Genomic DNA, 17317 nt, shown 5'->3' with positions numbered 1-17317 from the left:
TCACTACGGGAATGCGAAGAATTCACGCGGGCCCGCGCGCGCACCCGACCAACGGTCGGGTGCTACCGGCTCTGCGGGGAGCCGGCCAGCGGCCGGCACTACCGGATCGTCAGAGCAGTGTCTTCAACCGGTACAGCGCTTCCAGTGCCTGCTTCGGGGTCAGCTCGTCCGGATCGATCGCGGCCAGCGCGTCCTGGGCAGCGGTGTTGGGCGCGTTGAACAGCCCGAACTGCTGCGGTGCATCCAGCGCCTGCGCGTCCACCACGGCGGACTGCGTCTCGTGGCTGCGCTGCTCCAGCTCGGCCAAGCGACGTCGCGCCTGGGCGACGGTCGATTTCGGCAGGCCAGCCAGTGCGGCCACCTGCAGGCCGAAGCTGCGGTTGGCCGGGCCATCCTTCACGGCGTGCATGAACACCAGCGCGTCGCCGTGCTCCACCGCATCCAGGTGCACGTTGGCGATGCTGCTGGCGCCGCCTTGGTGCTGTTCGTCGGCCAGGGCGGTCAGTTCGAAATAGTGCGTGGCGAACAGCGTGTAGCAGCGGTTCTGGTAAGCCAGATGGCGTGCGACCGCATCAGCCAGCGCCAGGCCGTCGTACGTGGACGTGCCGCGGCCGATCTCGTCCATCAGCACCAGCGACTGTGCGCTGGCGTGGTGCAGGATGTAGCTGGTCTCGGCCATCTCGACCATGAAGGTCGATTGCCCGCGGGCCAGATCGTCGCCGGCGCCGATGCGGGTCAGGATGCGGTCGATCGGGCCGATCACCGCGCGGCTGGCCGGCACGAAGCTGCCGATGTGGGCCAGCAGCACGATCAGTGCGTTCTGGCGCATGTAGGTGGATTTACCGCCCATGTTCGGGCCGGTGATCACCAGCATGCGGCGGTCCGGATGCAGGTCCAGGTCGTTCGGTTCAAACGGCTGCTCGCGTACTGCTTCGACCACCGGATGGCGCCCGCGCTCGATCTTCAGGCAGGGCGCGGTCTCCAGTTCCGGGCGCGCCCAGTCCAGCGCCTGCGCACGCTCGGCGAAACCGGCCAGCACGTCCAGTTCGCTCAATGCCGCCGCGCACTGCTTGAGCGGCTCCAGCCCGCTGGCGAGGATGTCCAGCAACTGCTCGTACAGGAACTTCTCGCGGCTCAGCGAGCGCTCGCGCGCGGACAGCACCTTGTCCTCGAAGGACTTCAGTTCCTCGGTGATGTAACGCTCGGCATTGGTCAGCGTCTGGCGGCGCGTGTAATGCACCGGTGCCTTCTCCGACTGGCCCTTGCTGATTTCGATGTAGTAGCCGTGCACGCGGTTGTAGCCGACCTTGAGCGTGGCGATGCCGCTGCTGATGCGCTCGCGCTGTTCCAGGTCGATCAGGAACTGGTCCGCATGCGTGGAGAGGCGGCGCAGCTCATCGAGCTCGGCGTCGTAGCCTTCGGCGATGACGCCGCCATCGCTGAGCTTCAGCGGCGGGGTCGGGGCGATCGCGCTGGCCAGCAGGTGCGCGCATTCGTCATGCGAGCCCAGCGCATCGTGCAGGGCGATCAGGCGCGGCGAGTCCAGCGGGGCGAGCACCGCGCGCACGTCCGGCAGCAGGCCCAGGCCATCACGCAACGTGGAGAAATCGCGCGGGCGCGCCGAGCGCAGGGCCACGCGGGTAAGAATGCGTTCCAGATCGCCCAGGGCGCGGAAGGCATCGCGTACGTCGCTGTCGGCGCCGCGGTCGATCAGCGTGGCGACCGCATCGTGGCGATGCACCAGCACCTCGCGCATGCGCAACGGGCGGTGCAGCCAGCGCCGCAGCAGGCGACCGCCCATCGGTGTCACCGTGGTGTCAAGGACACCGAGCAGGGTGTTGCGGGTATCGCCATCGACGCGCGTATCCAGCTCCAGATGGCGGCGCGTGGCCGCGTTCATGGCGATGGCTTCGCTCGCGGTTTCGGTGGCGATCGCAGTCAGGTGCGGCAGGCGCTGTTTCTGGGTTTCTTCGACATAGCCGAGCAGGGCACCGGCGGCGGCGGTGGCGCGCGGCTTGTCGTCGATGCCGAACCCGGTCAGGTCGTGCAGCTTGAAGAAATTCAGCAGCTGGCGGCGGCCGCTGTCGGCATCGAACAACCAGGGCGCACGGCGCCGGATGCCGCTGCGGTACTGCAGGAAGGCCGGCCAGTTTTCTTCATCGGGCACCAGCAGCTCGGCCGGTTCCAAACGCGCGAGCTCGGCTTCCAGCGCATCGTCCGAATCGACTTCGTTGACCAAAAAGCGGCCGCCGGCCAGATCGGCCCAGGCCAGGCCGTAGCCGTGCTTGCCGCGCGACAGCGCCATCAGCAGCGTATCGCGGCGCTCGTCCAGCAGCGCTTCATCGGTCACGGTGCCGGGGGTGACGATGCGCACCACCTTGCGTTCCACCAGGCCCTTGGCCAGCGCCGGGTCGCCGATCTGCTCGCAGATCGCCACCGACTCGCCCAGGGCGACCAGACGCGCCAGATAGCCTTCGTAGGCGTGGACCGGGACGCCGGCCATCGGGATCGGCGCGCCCCCGGAGCTGCCGCGCTGGGTCAGGGTGATGTCCAGCAGCCGCGCCGCCTTGCGGGCGTCGTCGTAGAACAGCTCATAGAAGTCGCCCATCCGGAAGAAGAGCAGCAGGTCCGGGTAATCGGACTTGGCGGCGAAGAACTGCTTCATGAGTGGCGTATGCTCTGACGAGACCGTTGATTTTTTGGATTGTTCTTTTTTATCAGTCATTTAGAGCGTATTCGCACGAGACGGAAGTGGTGGTGAGTAGGTGCTAGTGGAAGGGTTTGGAGGCTATTGTAGTAGCCAAAGGTAGCCAAATCCCTGCAGGGGCCGATTCATGCCAGAATTTGGCTACCCGGCACCGGGCAGCGTGCCGCGACATTCACCCAAAGGACAGTGGTCGCCATGGCATTCCGACTGAAGCTCACCCCTGAACAGCTGAGACAGCTTCGCAGCACCCTGCGCCCGAAGCTAGACAAGAGCGGTGCGGTCGTCACCAACGCCAAGGGGTATGCGGTGCTCGAGCCCAACCCCGACGGCAAGCAATGGCGGTTCCTCGATGGATCCCCAGGCGCGCCCATTGGGTTTGGGGTGTTCGTGGGCAAGCTCAAATCCACTTATGAAGTTCAGCGCAAGATCGGTGGCAAGGTCATGCGAATCAGCGTGGGGGACACCAGCGAACTGGCCCTCAAGGACGCCCACGACCTGGCCGGGGTGAAGGTGGCCGGGGCCAAGAAGGAGGGGCAGCACCCCAAGGCACTGGCGGAGAAGGAACTGTCGATCCAAGCCACCAAGGCGCTGACCGTTAACCAAGCGATCCAGCTCTACCACGACATGCTGGCCCGCCGGACCCGTCCGGCGACCGCGGGCACCCTCAAGACGTTGACCAATTCCATGGCCCGTTTGGAGCGGCCGGAGGTGGGCATCGGCCACACCCCGATCATGGAACTGGACGAAGACAAGGTCAGCAAAGCCTTCGAGGCCACCCGCCTGTCGGCCGCCTTGCATTCCAACCGGTTGTCCCAGGCCATCAAGGACGTCATGGCGCGGACCGGGCGGGTGGAGCTCACCGACGAAGAGCTGGCCAGGGTGGGCGTTGACAGTGAGGCCATGCGCACCCGCATCCGGGCGGCGGGGGTGTCGGCGGCCGAACAGACCTTCTCCACCGCGTTTCGGGCGATCAACTACGCGGTGGACAAAGAGGCCCGCGCTGCCAAGAAGGCCGAGCGCAAGGCGGTGCTGTTCGGAAACGACTTTGGCGTGCTGTGGGAGGAGGGGCGGATGCGCGACGCCGCGGGCCTTCACGTCTACTACGAGAAGGCCCGCGTCCGAAACCCGCTCGGGAGCGAAGACAACACGCTGGGTCGGGCCATCGACTACCTGTGGAGCCGGCGAGAAGCCCAGCGGGGGCAGAACGAAAGCGGGGTTTACTACCTGCTCACCACCTTGTTCCTGGGCGCGCGGCGCAACGAGACGGCGAAGCTGGCGTGGTTCGACCGGCTCACCCCGGTCGAACGGGAAACCCAGTCCTGGGTGTGGCTGGATGAGATGGACCCCAAGGCCCGGCGAGAGGGGCGCGTGTCGGTGAACCCGCTCACCAAGAAACCTGGCCCGCAGGTTTATTTTGCAAAAACGAAGAACAAGCGCGACCACAGCATGCCGTTGGGCCCGTTCTCGCTCCAGCTCATCAAGCGTCGGTTTGATCAACGCCTGCCGGTCGACGAACCTCGGGGGCGGTGGGTGTATCCGGCGCGCAGCTCGCGGGCGGCAGAAGGGCACTACAAAGACAGCAAGGCCATCATGAAAGGCTTGGGGGAAAAGCTGTCGGTGGAATTTGGGCCCACCCCGCACGACCTGCGGCGGACCTTGGGGCGCTATGCAACGCGCGTTGGGATCTCCAACCGCATCACCAGCCGGCTGTTCAATCACCTTCCGCAAAAGAAGGACGGCGAGGACGAGGGTTCCAAGTCCTCGGTGCGCTACCAGGAACCGGAATGGTTTGAACTCCAGGATGCACTGCAGCGGGTGGAGCAGTTGATGGCGTCGAGTTCGCCCGCGTTCTACAACATGCTCAAACCGGTGGACTGGCCGCTGCTCCCTCCGCGCAACGACACGGCTACTCCGCAACAATAGCCACCGATAGAATGGGGCCATGGATGGCTCTTTCCCCTTACAACGTGATCCCGATCTCGCCTCGCCGGTCACCGACGCCAATAAATGGCGCCAGGAGATTGCCGAGGCCAAACAAGGGTTGCGAGCCAAGATCAGCACCAAAGCGGCTGCGCACTACGTCGGCGTGCACCACACAACCTTGAGGGAGTGGGTGCGCGAAGGCCAAGGGCCCCAGCCCATGCAGAACCCGGCAAAGGCCGGCACGATGGCTCGAAACCAGCACCTGGGTTTCAGCTTGGACGCGCTGGACGCGTTCTTGGCCAGCCGCAGCGGTGAACCCATCACGCGCGGCAAACGCACCGACGCGGACGACGTGGTCCGCAAAGCCGAACGCATCGAAGCCTTGATCGCGCTGAAAGAGGCTGAGGACCGGTTGGCCAAGGCCCGGGCCCGGGCGCGGCGGTTGGGCGTGGTGGCTTACGCCTCGCTGGCCGACGTGCTGGAGATCCAGCCTTGGGTCACCCTGGGTGGGCGCATCGCAGGCCACGCATGGGCGGTGGACGACACCACGTTCAACGCCGCCGATGAGGACCAGTGGGAAGGAACCTTGGAAGAAGCGTTGGCCCAGCCTTGGGCAAGCACGGAGGCACGTCAGGCTTACCAGGATGCGTTTGTGGCCGTGCTCACCAGCACACAGCACCTGATCGAGGCCGCACGGTCGCGGCAGCTTGCCAATGATCTGGAAGAGCGGTGGGACAGCGCGAACCACGAGCCAAAGCCCGTGCGGCCGTTCGAAAAAACAAGGGGGCGGCTTTGAGCCCGCGCGATCCGGACATTCTGGGCGGGCGTCCTGGCCGGCCACCGAAGGATCCCAAGTCCTTGGCGTTGACAGCGGCTGAAGATAAAGAGTTGTCCAAGGCAAAGTCGGGCAAGCTGGAATGGGTCGGCCCTGGCGTGGCTGCCTACATGCTGGGCATCTCGAAGGACGCGCTGAAGAAGCGCCGGCAACGAAACGAAGGGCTGATCCCGGAATACAGGCCCGTCAAAAGCAACCGCCAAGGGGCGCAATACCGGTGGTCATCGGTGGAGCGTTGCGGCGGTGCCGAACGCATGACCCGGTCCACGTTGCCGCTGGTTCAAGCCGTGGAGCCTTACGCCGGTGCCGAATGCATTCCGCCCAACGTCTTGGCGCAACGCCTCGACGACGTCGTGGCCTTGCTGAAGAAGCTCGGCGTTGAAGGCCTGAAAAAGGACCTTGCCTGGGCTTACAACGACGCCGATCGCCTGGTGGGGTTTGCTTCGCTTCATCCACAACTGCCCGCGCGTGCGCTCACGCTGCTTGAAGCGCTGGACGCCCCGTGGGTGAGCAGCGAAGCGCGTCAGCCCTTCCACGACTGGGCCATGGGCGTGCTCCACTCCGCCGCCGAGAGCGCCGCGAAAGCCGCCGACTAAACCCCATTCCCGACTTTTTGTCGGGAAACGCATGAGTAAGGCGCACCAACGCTTCTAGGCCGTTGTCGGGACAGTTGTCCCGATAAAGCGGCGTTTTCGCATGGGTGGCCTACAGGGCCAGAACTGCAATCTCGTGTCCGTTCCGATTGGGAACGATATGCGAATACAGCAATGAAGAAATTCACTTTCGAGGTGGTCAAGGCTGCAGAAGTCTTGATGATTGGCGAGATCAGTGTCGAGTCCGAAGACGAAGCTGGTGCGAAGGATCTCGTTCTTGAGTCGGATTGGGAAAATAAGGTGTTTTGGGACTTCGGACCCGGCATGCATTTCGTGGGTGATCTTGATGAAGACGACCTCGAACTGCTGCGCATGGAAGAGATGGTGGATGGGGAGGGGGTCGCATGAGCGCGACGGCCAACACTCGTCCGCAGAAGCTTCAGCAATCTGGCCATGGCTCAAAAAAGCGTTTGAGCCCTGCACGCGTGATGTGCATCGACGCGAGGAGGCGCGCGTGAGCACGTCGCAATAGCAGACCACGGGGCATCCCTCTTCTCGGGGCCGTTCGAGCCCAACTCCCAAAACCCAATCCTTCGACGCGGCCATCCGGCCGTGTTGGCGGAGCTTTGCCTGGAGATTTCTCATGCAACCCAAAACCAATGTTGTGCCGTTCAAGACTGCCAACCGCCCCAACCGCCTCGCAGCGGCTAAACCCACTCGGCTCACCTCCGTTTGCTACAAGGCCAGCGACAAGGCCCACACGAGCGTCGATTGGTATACCCCGCCTGCCATCGTCAGGGCGCTGGGGGGAAGGCGGGGCTTTGACCTCGATCCTTGCACGCCCGAAGACCCGTCGCGGCTGCCGGCGCCCACGGCCCGCCGAATGATCCCGCCGAGCCAGGACGGCCTGCTCACGCCTTGGCCCCCGCAAGCGTTCGTGTGGACGAACCCGCCCTACGGCAAGGGGATGGAGAAGTGGCTGAGCAAGCTGGCAAACCACCCCGGCGGCGGTATCGCCCTGGTGCCGGTCAACATGGAGACGGGATGGATGCACGACTGCGTGCTTTCCCACCCCAACGCGACGGCGATCCTGTTCACCCGTGGGAGGCTGAGGTTTGTGCGTCCCGACGGAACCACCGGCGCGGCAGCGCCGTCGGGATCGTTGGTGGTGGCTTACGGCAAGCGCGCGGCCGGTCACCTTCAGCAAGCGCAGGCAAGCGGTGTGCTGCGCGGGAAGTTCTTTGCCATCCAGCGCGTGGCGCAGGTGGCCACTGCGAACCAGGGGAGCTCCAATGGCTGATCACTGGAGCGTTGTTGTCTTGGGCCGCGCGACGGCCGAATTGGAAATCCGAATCGACGCGGACTCAGAGGCGGCAGCCTTGGAGATTCTGAACTCGATGGGAGTGGCTGACATTCATGCCGGTGGTTGGCGTACCGAGTTGGAGGAGGTCTACGGATTTGTGGAGGTCATCAGCCCCGATGGTTCCGATCGCGAAGATCTCAACTGGCCGTGTCCACCCATGCGCCACCACCTCAACTATTAGGAGAAGCCGATGGGAACTTACGAATTCGTCGTCCGGGGTGACTACTTGGTGAGCAAGGTGATTGAGGTCTCCGCCCAGACCCAGTCCGAGGCAATGGAGGCATTCGCGCGACTGTCCTTGGCGGAGTTGGATGCCATCGATTGGCACCATGGCGCCCTTACGATTGATGAAGAGGTGGTGGTGACGGAGGTGGAAACCGGGAGGGAGTTTCAGCATCCGTTCTTGACCGATTGCAAGCGCGAGCAACTGGAGTGCTTGGCCGAAGATGATTAGGAACTTCCGGCTGCTGGTCTTCCATTAGCCAGCAGCGATCGAAGGCCAGCAGGAAGACCAGCAGTGCAAGGTCGTTGAATCCCAAGGGATTTCTGCGACTAAAAAGTGCGCTGCTGGCTTGCTGGCTTTCGATTCAACTCCCCTGTGCAAATGCGTCCAAAGAGCACGGAAAGCGTTGGTATCTCAAATTTCAAAACCGATTCTTTTTTGACCCAGCAGACCAGTGGAACGGTTTTCTATGAATGCAAAGCTTTTGGAATCAAGGGTTTGTAGCTGCTGGTCTTCCTGCTGGTCTTCTCTTTCTGCTGGCTAATGGAAGACCAGCAGGGAAGGGAAAGCCAGCAGAACAGGGCTTCCGGAAAAAGTGCGAGAGATTCCGCAGTTTTCGTGTTTAGTCAAAAACCGTGGGTTGCGGAAAGCTCCTGGAGTGGTTGAGTGGAAGTGTCCCCCATGTGGGACACACCAAACCTTTCACCTTCGGAGTTGCCACCGTGAACGCCGCCACCCATCCCTCATCGCCGCCGACTTACAGCATCCGCGCCAGCGTGAAAAAGCACGTTCGGATCAAACGCCCCTTGGCGGAACGCCTTCGTCTCGCCGCGGCCGAAAACGAGATGACAGAGAGCGAGTTCATTCGCCGCGCCTTGGAAACCGCTCTCCCACGCGCTGCCTGAGCAAGCCTGTCCCCCCACAACGACAAACCCCCACCGGCCAGGGCGAGGGTTTGAGAGGAGCCAACAACAATGTCTACAACAAATGTGTCCCCAAAAGGGAAGGCTGTCAACCCGACGACGGAAGAGCCGAGCAACATCGTGCCATTCGAAGCGTCGCGTTTCCTGGGTGCGGAAGCCTCCGCGCGCAAGATCAACCTGGAGGCAGAGGAGCACAAGCAAATCTACCGCCACTCGGTTGATCGAGAGGGCCAGCGCAAGCCGCCCTCGCTCCCCATCCTGTTTGCCCGCCGCACCACCGAATGCGTCGACCGCTTGTGGGCGTGCCAAGCCACCAGCGGCACCGGCGAGATCGTACACCATTGGAACGGTACCTATTGGCAAGCGATCAGCGACGCGGAAGGTGTGGGTGTGGCATCCGATTGGATCGACCGCAACGCCGACTTCGCGGGCAGCCCCAAGCTCGCTAAGGACTGCTGGGACATGGCTTCCCTTCGGCTGCGCCAGAAAAACCCCATGCCGACCCAAGCCAAGCGGGCCATCGTGCCGGTGGCAGACGGCTACGTGGAAATCCTTCCCACCGGTTTCCATGTGCTAGCCCCTGATCCCGCCTTGGGCATGACCCACGCGGTCAGGGTGGCCTGTGGTGGCAGGCAGGGCCACGCATACAAGCCCCAGCCCTTGCCGGCGGACTCGCGCTTCGCCAAGTTCCTCCGCCAAGCCCACGACGACCCGCGCGTCATCGACCTGCTCCAGGAGCAGTGCGGCATGACCCTGTTGCCGGGCGTTTACAGCCAGGCCGCCTGGTGGCACGGCGTCGCAGGCTCCGGCAAATCCACCTTGGCGGAAATCGTGGAAGCCATGCACCGCCAGGTGGCCCGCTGCAACCTTGAAACCTTGGGCGACCGCTTCAGCTTGGAACCCATGATCGGCGCCAGCCTGATCCTGGTGGACGAAGTGGAGTGCGAGAAGTGGGCCGAAGGTCGGTTCAAGACGATGGTCTCCGGCAATGGCATTGGCATCGACCGCAAGAACCAGAAGCAGCTGGCGAGCTACCATTCCACGGCCAAGTGGATCATCACGTCCAACTCGGCGCCCTTCATCCGCGACAAGAGCAACGGGGTGTGGCGCCGCCTCACCGTCGTGCATTGGAAGAAAGCAGTGCCGGTGAACCAGCACGACCCTGATCTGGTCAAGAACATCCTGGGAGAGGAAGGCCAGCTTGTGCTGGACTGGATGCTCGAAGGCGCCCGACGCATCGTGGCCCGTGGTAGGGCGTTGTCCGACGCAGACGCCGACATGCCCGAAGCCGTGCGCGCGGCGAAGCTGGCCGCCCGCCATGGCAGCGACCAGGTCATGGCTTGGGCTCAGGCCGAGCGCGTGGTGCGTGTTGAGACGGATGAGTGCACGCTTTCCATGCGGCAGGTCTACGAGAACTACAAAAACTGGGGCTACCGACAAGGGCTGGCGGACATCGATCTCCTCACCGGTCGCCAGTTCTGGCGAGGCTTGAAAGAGATGGGCCTGGACGACGGCGCTCGCTCGAACCGCCGCATCAACGGCAAACAGGAAGAATGCGTGCGCCTGCGAATCAATGGAGCAGCCACCGTAGGCGAGGCCTGTAGCGATGTGCCGTTGAGGTCATCGGCGACCGTGACAGCACTGCCCGTGGCGCAGGAGCGCTCTCAGTCTTTGGAGCCTTGGGAAACCGATGTAGCGCCCTCCCTCGAACAGCAAGGGGCTCGGCAGGAAGAGATGGAGCGTCGATTCGACCGCTTGAGCGCTCAGCAGCAGGCGGCTGAGATGGGAGCTCTCCATGCCGATGCGTTGAGGGAGGAGGCAGGGCGCGCCAGAGCCCAGGCAATCCAACTCCAGCTGCAGGAACGTATCAATGAACTGGAGATTCGTGCGCTGTTCGGTGAGCCGTTGGCGGGCCGAGAAAGCAGCGAAACCCAAGGTGGTGGAAAGGTGGGAGATGGGGATGCGCGCCAACGGCGGTCGTAAAGGCGGGGCCAAATCCGCGTTCCCATCTTCCGTATCAGCTCGAGCCAATGGATTGGTCGGTGACGCTAACGGTCCAGCCCGGGCTTGCCAAATCCTTATCCCGTCGCATGCTGAAGCCATGACTCCTTCCGACGCCTTCGTAGACGACAGCATGGGCCGCCAAGACGCTTTGGCGGCCTCCCCCCGTTTCACCGTGCAACGAACGCCGGATGGCGTCCGTGTGCAGCTCCAGGAGGGCGACGGAGAACCTGGCGCCGGTTTGACCATCGACCGGGCCTTGGCGTTGCTGGAGAACCTATTGGAGCAGGGACGCGCCGTCACCATTCGCGATTGAAGTTTCCAGCCTAACCCCCTTGGCGTTGCCGACAGGCGCCTTTCCTTGCCTTCCAGGAGAGCCTGCCCGTGTCCGATGCCACCCCCAACGAAAGCTTCCTTCAGCGCCATTCCCGCGACGTCGTCGAACGCCTGATCCGCCAAATGGAGGAGGGCACCGGTCCCTTCCTCAAACGCTGGGACGCCCGCGTGGACCTCGGGTTGCCCATGAACCCCACGACGGGCAAGAGCTACCGGGGCGGAAACCTTCTCCACCTGTGGGCCCTGCAGAGCGCTTGGGACTGCCAGGACAACCGGTGGATGACTTACAAGCAAGCTGCGGCCGTGGGCGCTCAGGTTCGCAAAGGCGAGAAAGCCAGCGTCATCGAATACTGGGATTGGTCACCGGTGGAGGAGGCCAAGAAGAGCGGGGACCCCGAGCTCATCGCCAAGGCCCACCCCAAGGTCTTCTTCCCCCGGGTGTTCAACGCGATGCAGATCGATGGGTTGCCGGCACTGATGCTGCCAGCCCCGCGCCCAGAGCCCGACGTCCATCAGGCCTGCGAAGCGGTGCTCAAGGAGAGCGGGGCCGAGATCCACCACGACGGGGGCAACCAGGCGTTCTACCGGCCGATGACGGACAGCATCCACTTGCCCCAGCGCAACAGCTTCCACTCGGCCAGCGGCTACTACGCCACCGCGTTGCACGAACTGGGCCACTGGACGGGCTTTCCCACCCGCCTCAACCGCGATCAGAAGGGGGCTTTTGGGAGCATCGACTACGCCAAAGAGGAACTGGTCGCGGAGGTGTCATCCATGCTGATGGGCGAACGCCTGGGCATTGGCCACGATCCCACCCAGCACGCGGCTTACGTGAAGTCCTGGATCCAAATTCTCCGGGACGATCCCCGGGAGCTCTTTCGAGCCGCTGCGGCGGCCGAGCGGGTGGTGGAGTTCCTGAAGGTGCCCGAGTTGGTTCGCGAGCCGCTCCCGAAGGTTGAGCAGGAGCGGCAGCCTGTGGCGGCCAATCAGCAGGAGCTTGAAAAACCTAAGGGCACGAAGGCCCGCACGAAAGCGCGTGAGAAGGCCAGGCAGAGGAGCCACGTGATGGTGGCCTGATACCCATTGCGCGTTTGCGAATCTGCGCTATGAGTGGATAGAACAACTCGTACTGGAGGTGACATGAACATTGCGCAAAGATTGAAAGAATTCGTGCGACTGACCCAAGAGGGGCCAGTCCTCTCAGGCCTCGCGCAGCTCATAGGGAGGTCAGCCGATACGGCCAATTCGGACCAGGAAGCGATGGGCATTGCGGACCTTGGCCCGGTGCCAAATCGTGAGGGCACACGTGATCTCCAACATGGCGTTCCGCTGCATGATCAGGTCGAAGCGGTGCCTGTCGTGCGACTTCATGCCGATACGTTCAATTCGGGCCAGGACGCGATGGGCATTGCAGACCCGGACCCGGCGCCAAACCGTGAGAGCACTCGTGACCTTCAAGGTGCTGTTCCGCCGCGTGAGCGGATGGAAGCGGCGCCTGTCGCGCTACTTCATGCCGGCGCGGTTGATTCGGACCAAGAAGCAATGGGAATTGCGGACCCAGACCAGGTCCCAAATCGCGAGAGCATTGTAGACCTTCAAGCTGCTGTTCCGCTGCATGAGCGGGTCGTAGCGGAGCCGGTCACGCTATTTCATGCCGCGACGTCCGAGGCGGTTGCCGCAGCACTGGCGCGAGGCGAGAGTGTAAGCGACACCGATGAGCAAGGCCGCACTGCTCTTCACCATGCTAGAAATGGGGAGGTGGTGCGGGCATTGGTGGAGGCAGGGGCCGATCTTGAAGCAAGGGATCTGGAAGGGAACATTCCTGCTCACACCGCGCACGATGATGCGATGGAGGAGCTGATCGCGGGTGTGGGTAGGAGCATCATCCAAGAAGGCGTTAAAAACAACCGTGGCGAGTGCGCATGGGATACCCGAGACTACTTTGAGGGGCGTCGCCGTGAGCAGGCCTACTACGAGCAGTTGGAAGAAGAGGAGGCAGCGAAACGAGCGGAGAGCGATAGGAGTGAACAAGCCTTCGTATTTAAGGTCGTTGCTCTCATTGAGGCCGGCGACTCGAAGGCGCTTCTTGAGCTGGTGGAGGACCCCGACACAGCGCTGGTCAGTAGGAGCCGTTCTTACAACATCGATGGTGACGAAGGATGGGCCTACAACGAGTATGCCGGCTACAGCGTCCTTCATGAGGCTGCGAGCGTTGGGAATGCCCAGCTGTGCCGCGAGTTAGTTTTCGCTGGGGCCGATTGGAACAAGAAGTGCTATTTGGTAGGCGAATCGGGCTTCGATGACTACGTCAACGGCTTTCGAGACGAGGGCCTGAAGCCCGTCGACTTTGCGGGGAACAAGGAAACGCGCACCTTCCTGGAAAATGCGGCGCATGAATTGCGTGCTCATAACCTTTCCAAGCGATTGGAGGAGATTTATCCCTCCGCCGACTCCTGGAAGCCACCTGCAGGAGGCTTTGCCGCCGAGGCTCAGCGGCAAGCGACTGCCGCCTTGAGGGCAAATGGGCAGGACACCCAAGTTCAAGAGGCACCGCGCATGCGGGCCCGGCTCTGAACCTATGGAAAGGCAGCTAAAACCGCCTTTCCTTTTTCCGCCCCCCTTGCGCATTTCCAGAATCGATCTATGCATAGGTGAACCTACTCACGAAATGGAGGTGCACCTTGAAACCCATCGTTCTGGCGCTTGCATTGGCGTTGGTCGCTCCGGCCGCCTCTGCCGCCGATTCCACCTCCGCCCGCCGTTACGGCTCGTCCGAAGCCCTGTCCGTCCAAGACGCCCGACTGGGCGAGGTCCTGATGGTCCGCACGGTTCAACTGAAGTCCGACCAGCGTCTGAACGCCGGCTCCGCCATCGGGGCGGCCGTTGGTTATGGGGCTGCTAACCAGGTCAAGAACCGGGACTACCGCAATGCAGCCCGGGTGGCCGGTGGCGTCATCGGTGCGGTTGCCGGAACCGCGGTTCAAAAGGGCCTCAGCGGCCGGCGTGCGGTGGAGATCTACGTGCGCGATCTGTCCGATCGCCGCCAGCGCATCCTCGCGGTGGTCCAAGACGCCGACGTGGACGTGCGCGAAGGTGATCGGGTCTTCTTGGTGGGGAAGGGTAAGAAGACCCGGGTGGTGCCGCTTGATGCTTCGCCGGTGCGCATTGGCGATTATTCCCGGGCGGTGCCGCTTGATGCTTCGCCGGTGCTCCTTGGCGACTATTCGTGCGGAAGCCCTTGTGCCATTGGCATCAATGCCCGGTCGGACAACAACAGCGCTCGCGTGCGCGTGGGGCCGTAAGGATGCACGAAAGCGAACACCTTGGTGGAGGCGTGTATTGCGAAGGCACGGCTTGCGGGCTTGTGGTTGGGCTCATGAAGCGGCCATCCGTTGCCCACCGCCGCTCTGAGGTCGCCCGGATGTTCCGAGAGGGACACCGCCGGGCCGTCATCGCCCAAGCCCTGGGCGTTCCATCGCCCGTGGTGAGCGCCGATCTGGCCCACCTGGGGTTGCGTCAGAAGCCCCGGCGCCCACTGGCTGACCAACACGCCCTGGTGGTGCGCCTCCTGGAGCAGGGGAGCAACGGCCCTGCAATTGCCAAGCGCCTCGGCGTGACCCGACAGGCAGTCCACGCTTACCTGCAGGCCCATGGCCTGCTCCGAACCCAGAGGAGGATCCCATGACCGTTTTTCTGGTGGTCGTGCTGTTTGAGCTCGCCATGTTTGCGATCACCTTCGGAATCGCGTGGCTGTGCGCCTCCAAAGCCCGCAGCGCACGCAGGGGCTGGGAGGCGTTCCAAGCCGGCCGACAGGACGCCCCATCCGTGGCTGCGTTGTTGTGGCGCCTGGCCCTGTTCTACGCGTGCTTGGCGTTGCTGGCCTACCAACTTCAGCACGTGGTGACCGGGGTCTGGTTGGATCCTTCCAACCCATACCTGCCATCCTCGCTGGCTCTTGTCGTCTATTCGATCACGTGTGGGCTGCTTCACGGCAGCGGGCTGGCGCGGAGGCGGGCATGAGAAGCAGCCATGGCCGGGTGCGCCCAGACCCCGTCGACGCCCGCCCTCGCGACGACGGGCTGTTCCAGGGCGAAGGCACGGGCGAAGAAGCTCATCAAGAACGTGACTCATTGCTTCAAGCGCTTTACACCGAATCGCTCCATGCCCGCGGGGACGTGGACGCGATTGATCGCTTGCTCGACGCCCACCGAGAGGCGTTTGGGGATCCCGATCAAGTCGCCTATGCCCGTCAGCGAGACGGACGCCATGATCGGGCGTTGCCATTGCCGAGCGGTGGCCTGCCGTTTGGGCCGTCCATGGAGCGCTACCTGGAGGAGCATCGGTCATGGAACCCGCCGACCGCCAAAGAGGTCGCCATCGCACGTTCCAGGGGCCCTTCCTTGGTGCTAGAAGGGAAGGCGTGGCGTGCTGCAGACGACGTTGCCGAGGTTGCCGTGGAGGCGCCCAAGGACGCCCCACGGCAGCGGATGCGATGACCGCCCTATGGGGCTTGAAGCGGTGTCTTGCCCAAGCCTTTGGCGGTGCGCTTGTTATGCAGGAAACACGCGAAGAAAACTGTGTGTGTTCTTTCCAATGGCAGGATTCGGTAGGACCTTCTCTCCACCCAAAATCTTGCGGGCGATCTTCAGCGACGCGTCGTTGCCTTCGTCAACCACCGCCTCAATGACGTATCCACTCTTAAGCTTGCCCTGCATGCCGTTGGTGAACTCCATCAATGACTTCAACGCCACGGCGATGCCAAAGCCTTGCCCTCTGTAGCTTTCAAGAACCGCCCAGTCCATTTGAAACACCGGCGTGTTTGCTTCGACGCGATCGAGCAGCATGACGCAGCGGGCGATAACTTCGTTCTCGACGGTGGGGCTGATCATGACGTAAGTCAGCCTCATCATTCCAGCAGGTTGATCAGCGTGCGCAAAGATGTCTTCGTGAACCCGCCCGCGCTGGAAATCGATGTCCCCGTTCTTGGCGGCGATGGCCACCTGCCGAAGGCCTTCTTCCGCCAGCTCCGCCCCGGTCATAGGCTTGCTTGCCTGCTTTTTGAACTTGCCGAACATTCCTGTGTCCCCTGTTTGCGGTCCTTGATCACTCAATGTATCGGATCGTTTGCATCCAGGCACGTGTTTGACCACTGATTGCTCTCCTTGATTGCAATCCCCAACCGGACAGTGGCCTCTTCGACGGGGATCCTGGCTCCGCTGACGCAGCCGCAAGGGCAGGCCTCCTCCACGGTGTTCCGGCCCTTTGCTGCGCGCCTGGCAGTGCTCTCTCCCGGGTGCGGATTCGTCCAACGCTTCGCCCACCGGTCCCCACGAGGCGCATCCCGCGCCGGTGGAGAAAGCAAATGAAGCGAGCCAACGACATTCGGGCCCAATATCAGCTGGCCATGGACGAAGAGGGCATCCTCCTGGCCGCCTCGCACATCCTGGAGCGTCGCCTCCACCGCCAAGGGGCCATCACCGACCCTGCCAGCGCCAGTAGCTACCTCACCGCCCGCTGCGCGCACCTGGATCACGAAGTGTTTGGCACGGTGTTTCTAGACACCCGCCACCGCATCCTTGCCACCGAGCACCTCTTTCAAGGCACCATCGACGGGTGCGAAGTCCATCCCCGCATCGTCGCCAAGAAAGCGCTGGACCACAGCGCCGCCGCGGTCATCTTCTTTCACAACCACCCCAGCGGAAACCCCGAGCCCAGCGCGGCCGACCGCGCCATCACCGACCGCCTCAAGCAGGCCCTTGCCCTTCTCGACATCCGAGTGCTGGATCACCTGGTGATCGCGGGCACCTCGCACGTGTCGATGGCCTCACGGGGGTGGGTGTGACCACCCCCGTGGGAGAAAAAGCCTGTGCCGGAAGCCGCCGCCGGCCGCTGCGCGCCGGCATCTGAAATAGCATCCGCATGGATGAAAAGCACCAACGCCTTCGGCGCGATAAGTGATGTTAGGAAAAACTGCGGCCTTAGCTCCGCAGTTTTTGCTTTTAGTCAAAGTTTTGTCCGCTACAGCCGTGGACAAATTTTCAGGGCGATCTACCTTGAATTCAGTGGTAGGCACTGCCGCCGACCAAGACAAGAGGTGTCAAATGAGCGGAACCTTCACAGTCCACGAAACCAAGATCATCGCGTTGGGATTGAATCCCGGCTTGATTGAAGATTATGCAGCGGTCTCCTTGGAGCCCGTGAGCTTTGAAGAAGAGGACAGCCTAGGCTGGGCGACCACTTGGACCGCGGTTCATGCCGTCGAGCTCCACAACGGCGGGAAGGTCTACGTTAACGGCCGATCCTTCCACGTCACCCAAGCCAAGCCCGGTTACAAGCACTTGCTCAAGTGCTGGCGAGAAGAGCAGGGGCGGCGCGCGGACTTGCCTTATTGGGAGGCTCGGGATGGGCACTGA

At 63.0% G+C, this 17317-nt stretch carries 19 protein-coding genes; 17 read left to right on the top strand and 2 right to left on the bottom strand.

What is annotated here, in order from left to right; all coding sequences use genetic code 11:
• Window positions 1-109 precede the first annotated feature (109 nt).
• The gene (mutS, locus tag POS15_RS11865; RefSeq protein ID WP_051010520.1) at window positions 110-2665 is read right to left on the bottom strand and encodes a DNA mismatch repair protein MutS; all 2556 of its coding nucleotides are present in this window, start codon (window positions 2663-2665) and stop codon (window positions 110-112) included.
• Window positions 2666-2902: 237 nt separating this feature from the next.
• Between mutS and POS15_RS11860 the strand changes: the two genes are divergently transcribed.
• From POS15_RS11860 to POS15_RS11790, 15 genes are all read left to right on the top strand, one after another.
• Window positions 2903-4630: a tyrosine-type recombinase/integrase gene (locus POS15_RS11860; protein ID WP_046272156.1), complete on the top strand. Its 1728-nt coding sequence runs from the start codon at window positions 2903-2905 to the stop codon at window positions 4628-4630.
• A 19-nt stretch (window positions 4631-4649) separates the two neighbouring features.
• Complete coding sequence (locus tag POS15_RS11855) at window positions 4650-5426, top strand: helix-turn-helix domain-containing protein (RefSeq protein ID WP_185812488.1); 777 nt, start codon at window positions 4650-4652, stop codon at window positions 5424-5426.
• Entirely contained in the window at window positions 5423-6061 is a 639-nt protein-coding gene (locus tag POS15_RS11850; RefSeq protein ID WP_155760582.1) for a hypothetical protein, read from the top strand. Before POS15_RS11855 ends, POS15_RS11850 begins: the two co-directional genes overlap by 4 nt.
• 171 nt (window positions 6062-6232) lie before the next feature.
• On the top strand, window positions 6233-6466 hold the full coding sequence (locus tag POS15_RS11845; RefSeq protein WP_024956736.1) for a hypothetical protein: 234 nt from the start codon (window positions 6233-6235) through the stop codon (window positions 6464-6466).
• A gap of 235 nt (window positions 6467-6701) precedes the next feature.
• Window positions 6702-7358, top strand: coding sequence for a DNA N-6-adenine-methyltransferase (locus tag POS15_RS11840; protein WP_088475641.1), 657 nt, complete (start codon window positions 6702-6704; stop codon window positions 7356-7358).
• Window positions 7351-7602: a hypothetical protein gene (locus POS15_RS11835; protein ID WP_088475640.1), complete on the top strand. Its 252-nt coding sequence runs from the start codon at window positions 7351-7353 to the stop codon at window positions 7600-7602. Before POS15_RS11840 ends, POS15_RS11835 begins: the two co-directional genes overlap by 8 nt.
• A 9-nt stretch (window positions 7603-7611) precedes the next feature.
• Window positions 7612-7875, top strand: a complete 264-nt coding sequence (locus POS15_RS11830) for a hypothetical protein (RefSeq protein ID WP_183153834.1) — start codon at window positions 7612-7614, stop codon at window positions 7873-7875.
• A 491-nt stretch (window positions 7876-8366) separates the two neighbouring features.
• On the top strand, window positions 8367-8549 hold the full coding sequence (locus tag POS15_RS11825; RefSeq protein ID WP_141098938.1) for a ribbon-helix-helix protein, CopG family: 183 nt from the start codon (window positions 8367-8369) through the stop codon (window positions 8547-8549).
• Between the two features lie 69 nt (window positions 8550-8618).
• A complete protein-coding gene (locus POS15_RS11820) occupies window positions 8619-10550 on the top strand; it encodes a DUF5906 domain-containing protein (RefSeq protein ID WP_183153835.1) in 1932 nt (643 codons plus the stop codon).
• Between the two features lie 118 nt (window positions 10551-10668).
• A complete protein-coding gene (locus POS15_RS11815; RefSeq protein WP_088475512.1) occupies window positions 10669-10884 on the top strand; it encodes a hypothetical protein in 216 nt (71 codons plus the stop codon).
• A 68-nt stretch (window positions 10885-10952) separates the two neighbouring features.
• The gene (locus POS15_RS11810; protein ID WP_088475511.1) at window positions 10953-11981 is read left to right on the top strand and encodes a zincin-like metallopeptidase domain-containing protein; all 1029 of its coding nucleotides are present in this window, start codon (window positions 10953-10955) and stop codon (window positions 11979-11981) included.
• Between the two features lie 63 nt (window positions 11982-12044).
• Entirely contained in the window at window positions 12045-13478 is a 1434-nt protein-coding gene (locus POS15_RS11805) for a hypothetical protein (RefSeq protein WP_088475510.1), read from the top strand.
• A gap of 107 nt (window positions 13479-13585) precedes the next feature.
• Complete coding sequence (locus tag POS15_RS11800; RefSeq protein WP_088475509.1) at window positions 13586-14206, top strand: glycine zipper 2TM domain-containing protein; 621 nt, start codon at window positions 13586-13588, stop codon at window positions 14204-14206.
• Window positions 14207-14585: 379 nt separating this feature from the next.
• Window positions 14586-14924, top strand: coding sequence for a hypothetical protein (locus POS15_RS11795; RefSeq protein ID WP_197614971.1), 339 nt, complete (start codon window positions 14586-14588; stop codon window positions 14922-14924).
• Window positions 14921-15400, top strand: coding sequence for a hypothetical protein (locus tag POS15_RS11790; RefSeq protein WP_133120044.1), 480 nt, complete (start codon window positions 14921-14923; stop codon window positions 15398-15400). Before POS15_RS11795 ends, POS15_RS11790 begins: the two co-directional genes overlap by 4 nt.
• A 54-nt stretch (window positions 15401-15454) precedes the next feature.
• Here the strand turns inward: POS15_RS11790 and POS15_RS11785 are convergent, their stop codons facing one another.
• Entirely contained in the window at window positions 15455-15979 is a 525-nt protein-coding gene (locus POS15_RS11785) for a GNAT family N-acetyltransferase (protein ID WP_088475505.1), read from the bottom strand.
• Between the two features lie 287 nt (window positions 15980-16266).
• On the opposite strand from POS15_RS11785, the gene radC reads away from it, so the two are divergent.
• Window positions 16267-16746, top strand: coding sequence for a DNA repair protein RadC (gene radC / locus POS15_RS11780; RefSeq protein ID WP_088475504.1), 480 nt, complete (start codon window positions 16267-16269; stop codon window positions 16744-16746).
• A gap of 259 nt (window positions 16747-17005) precedes the next feature.
• A complete protein-coding gene (locus POS15_RS11775; RefSeq protein ID WP_100551899.1) occupies window positions 17006-17317 on the top strand; it encodes a hypothetical protein in 312 nt (103 codons plus the stop codon).

The sequence above is a fragment of the Stenotrophomonas sp. BIO128-Bstrain genome, assembly GCF_030128875.1.
GTDB lineage: Bacteria > Pseudomonadota > Gammaproteobacteria > Xanthomonadales > Xanthomonadaceae > Stenotrophomonas > Stenotrophomonas bentonitica_A.
This window is presented reverse-complemented; position numbering and strand designations above follow the sequence as displayed.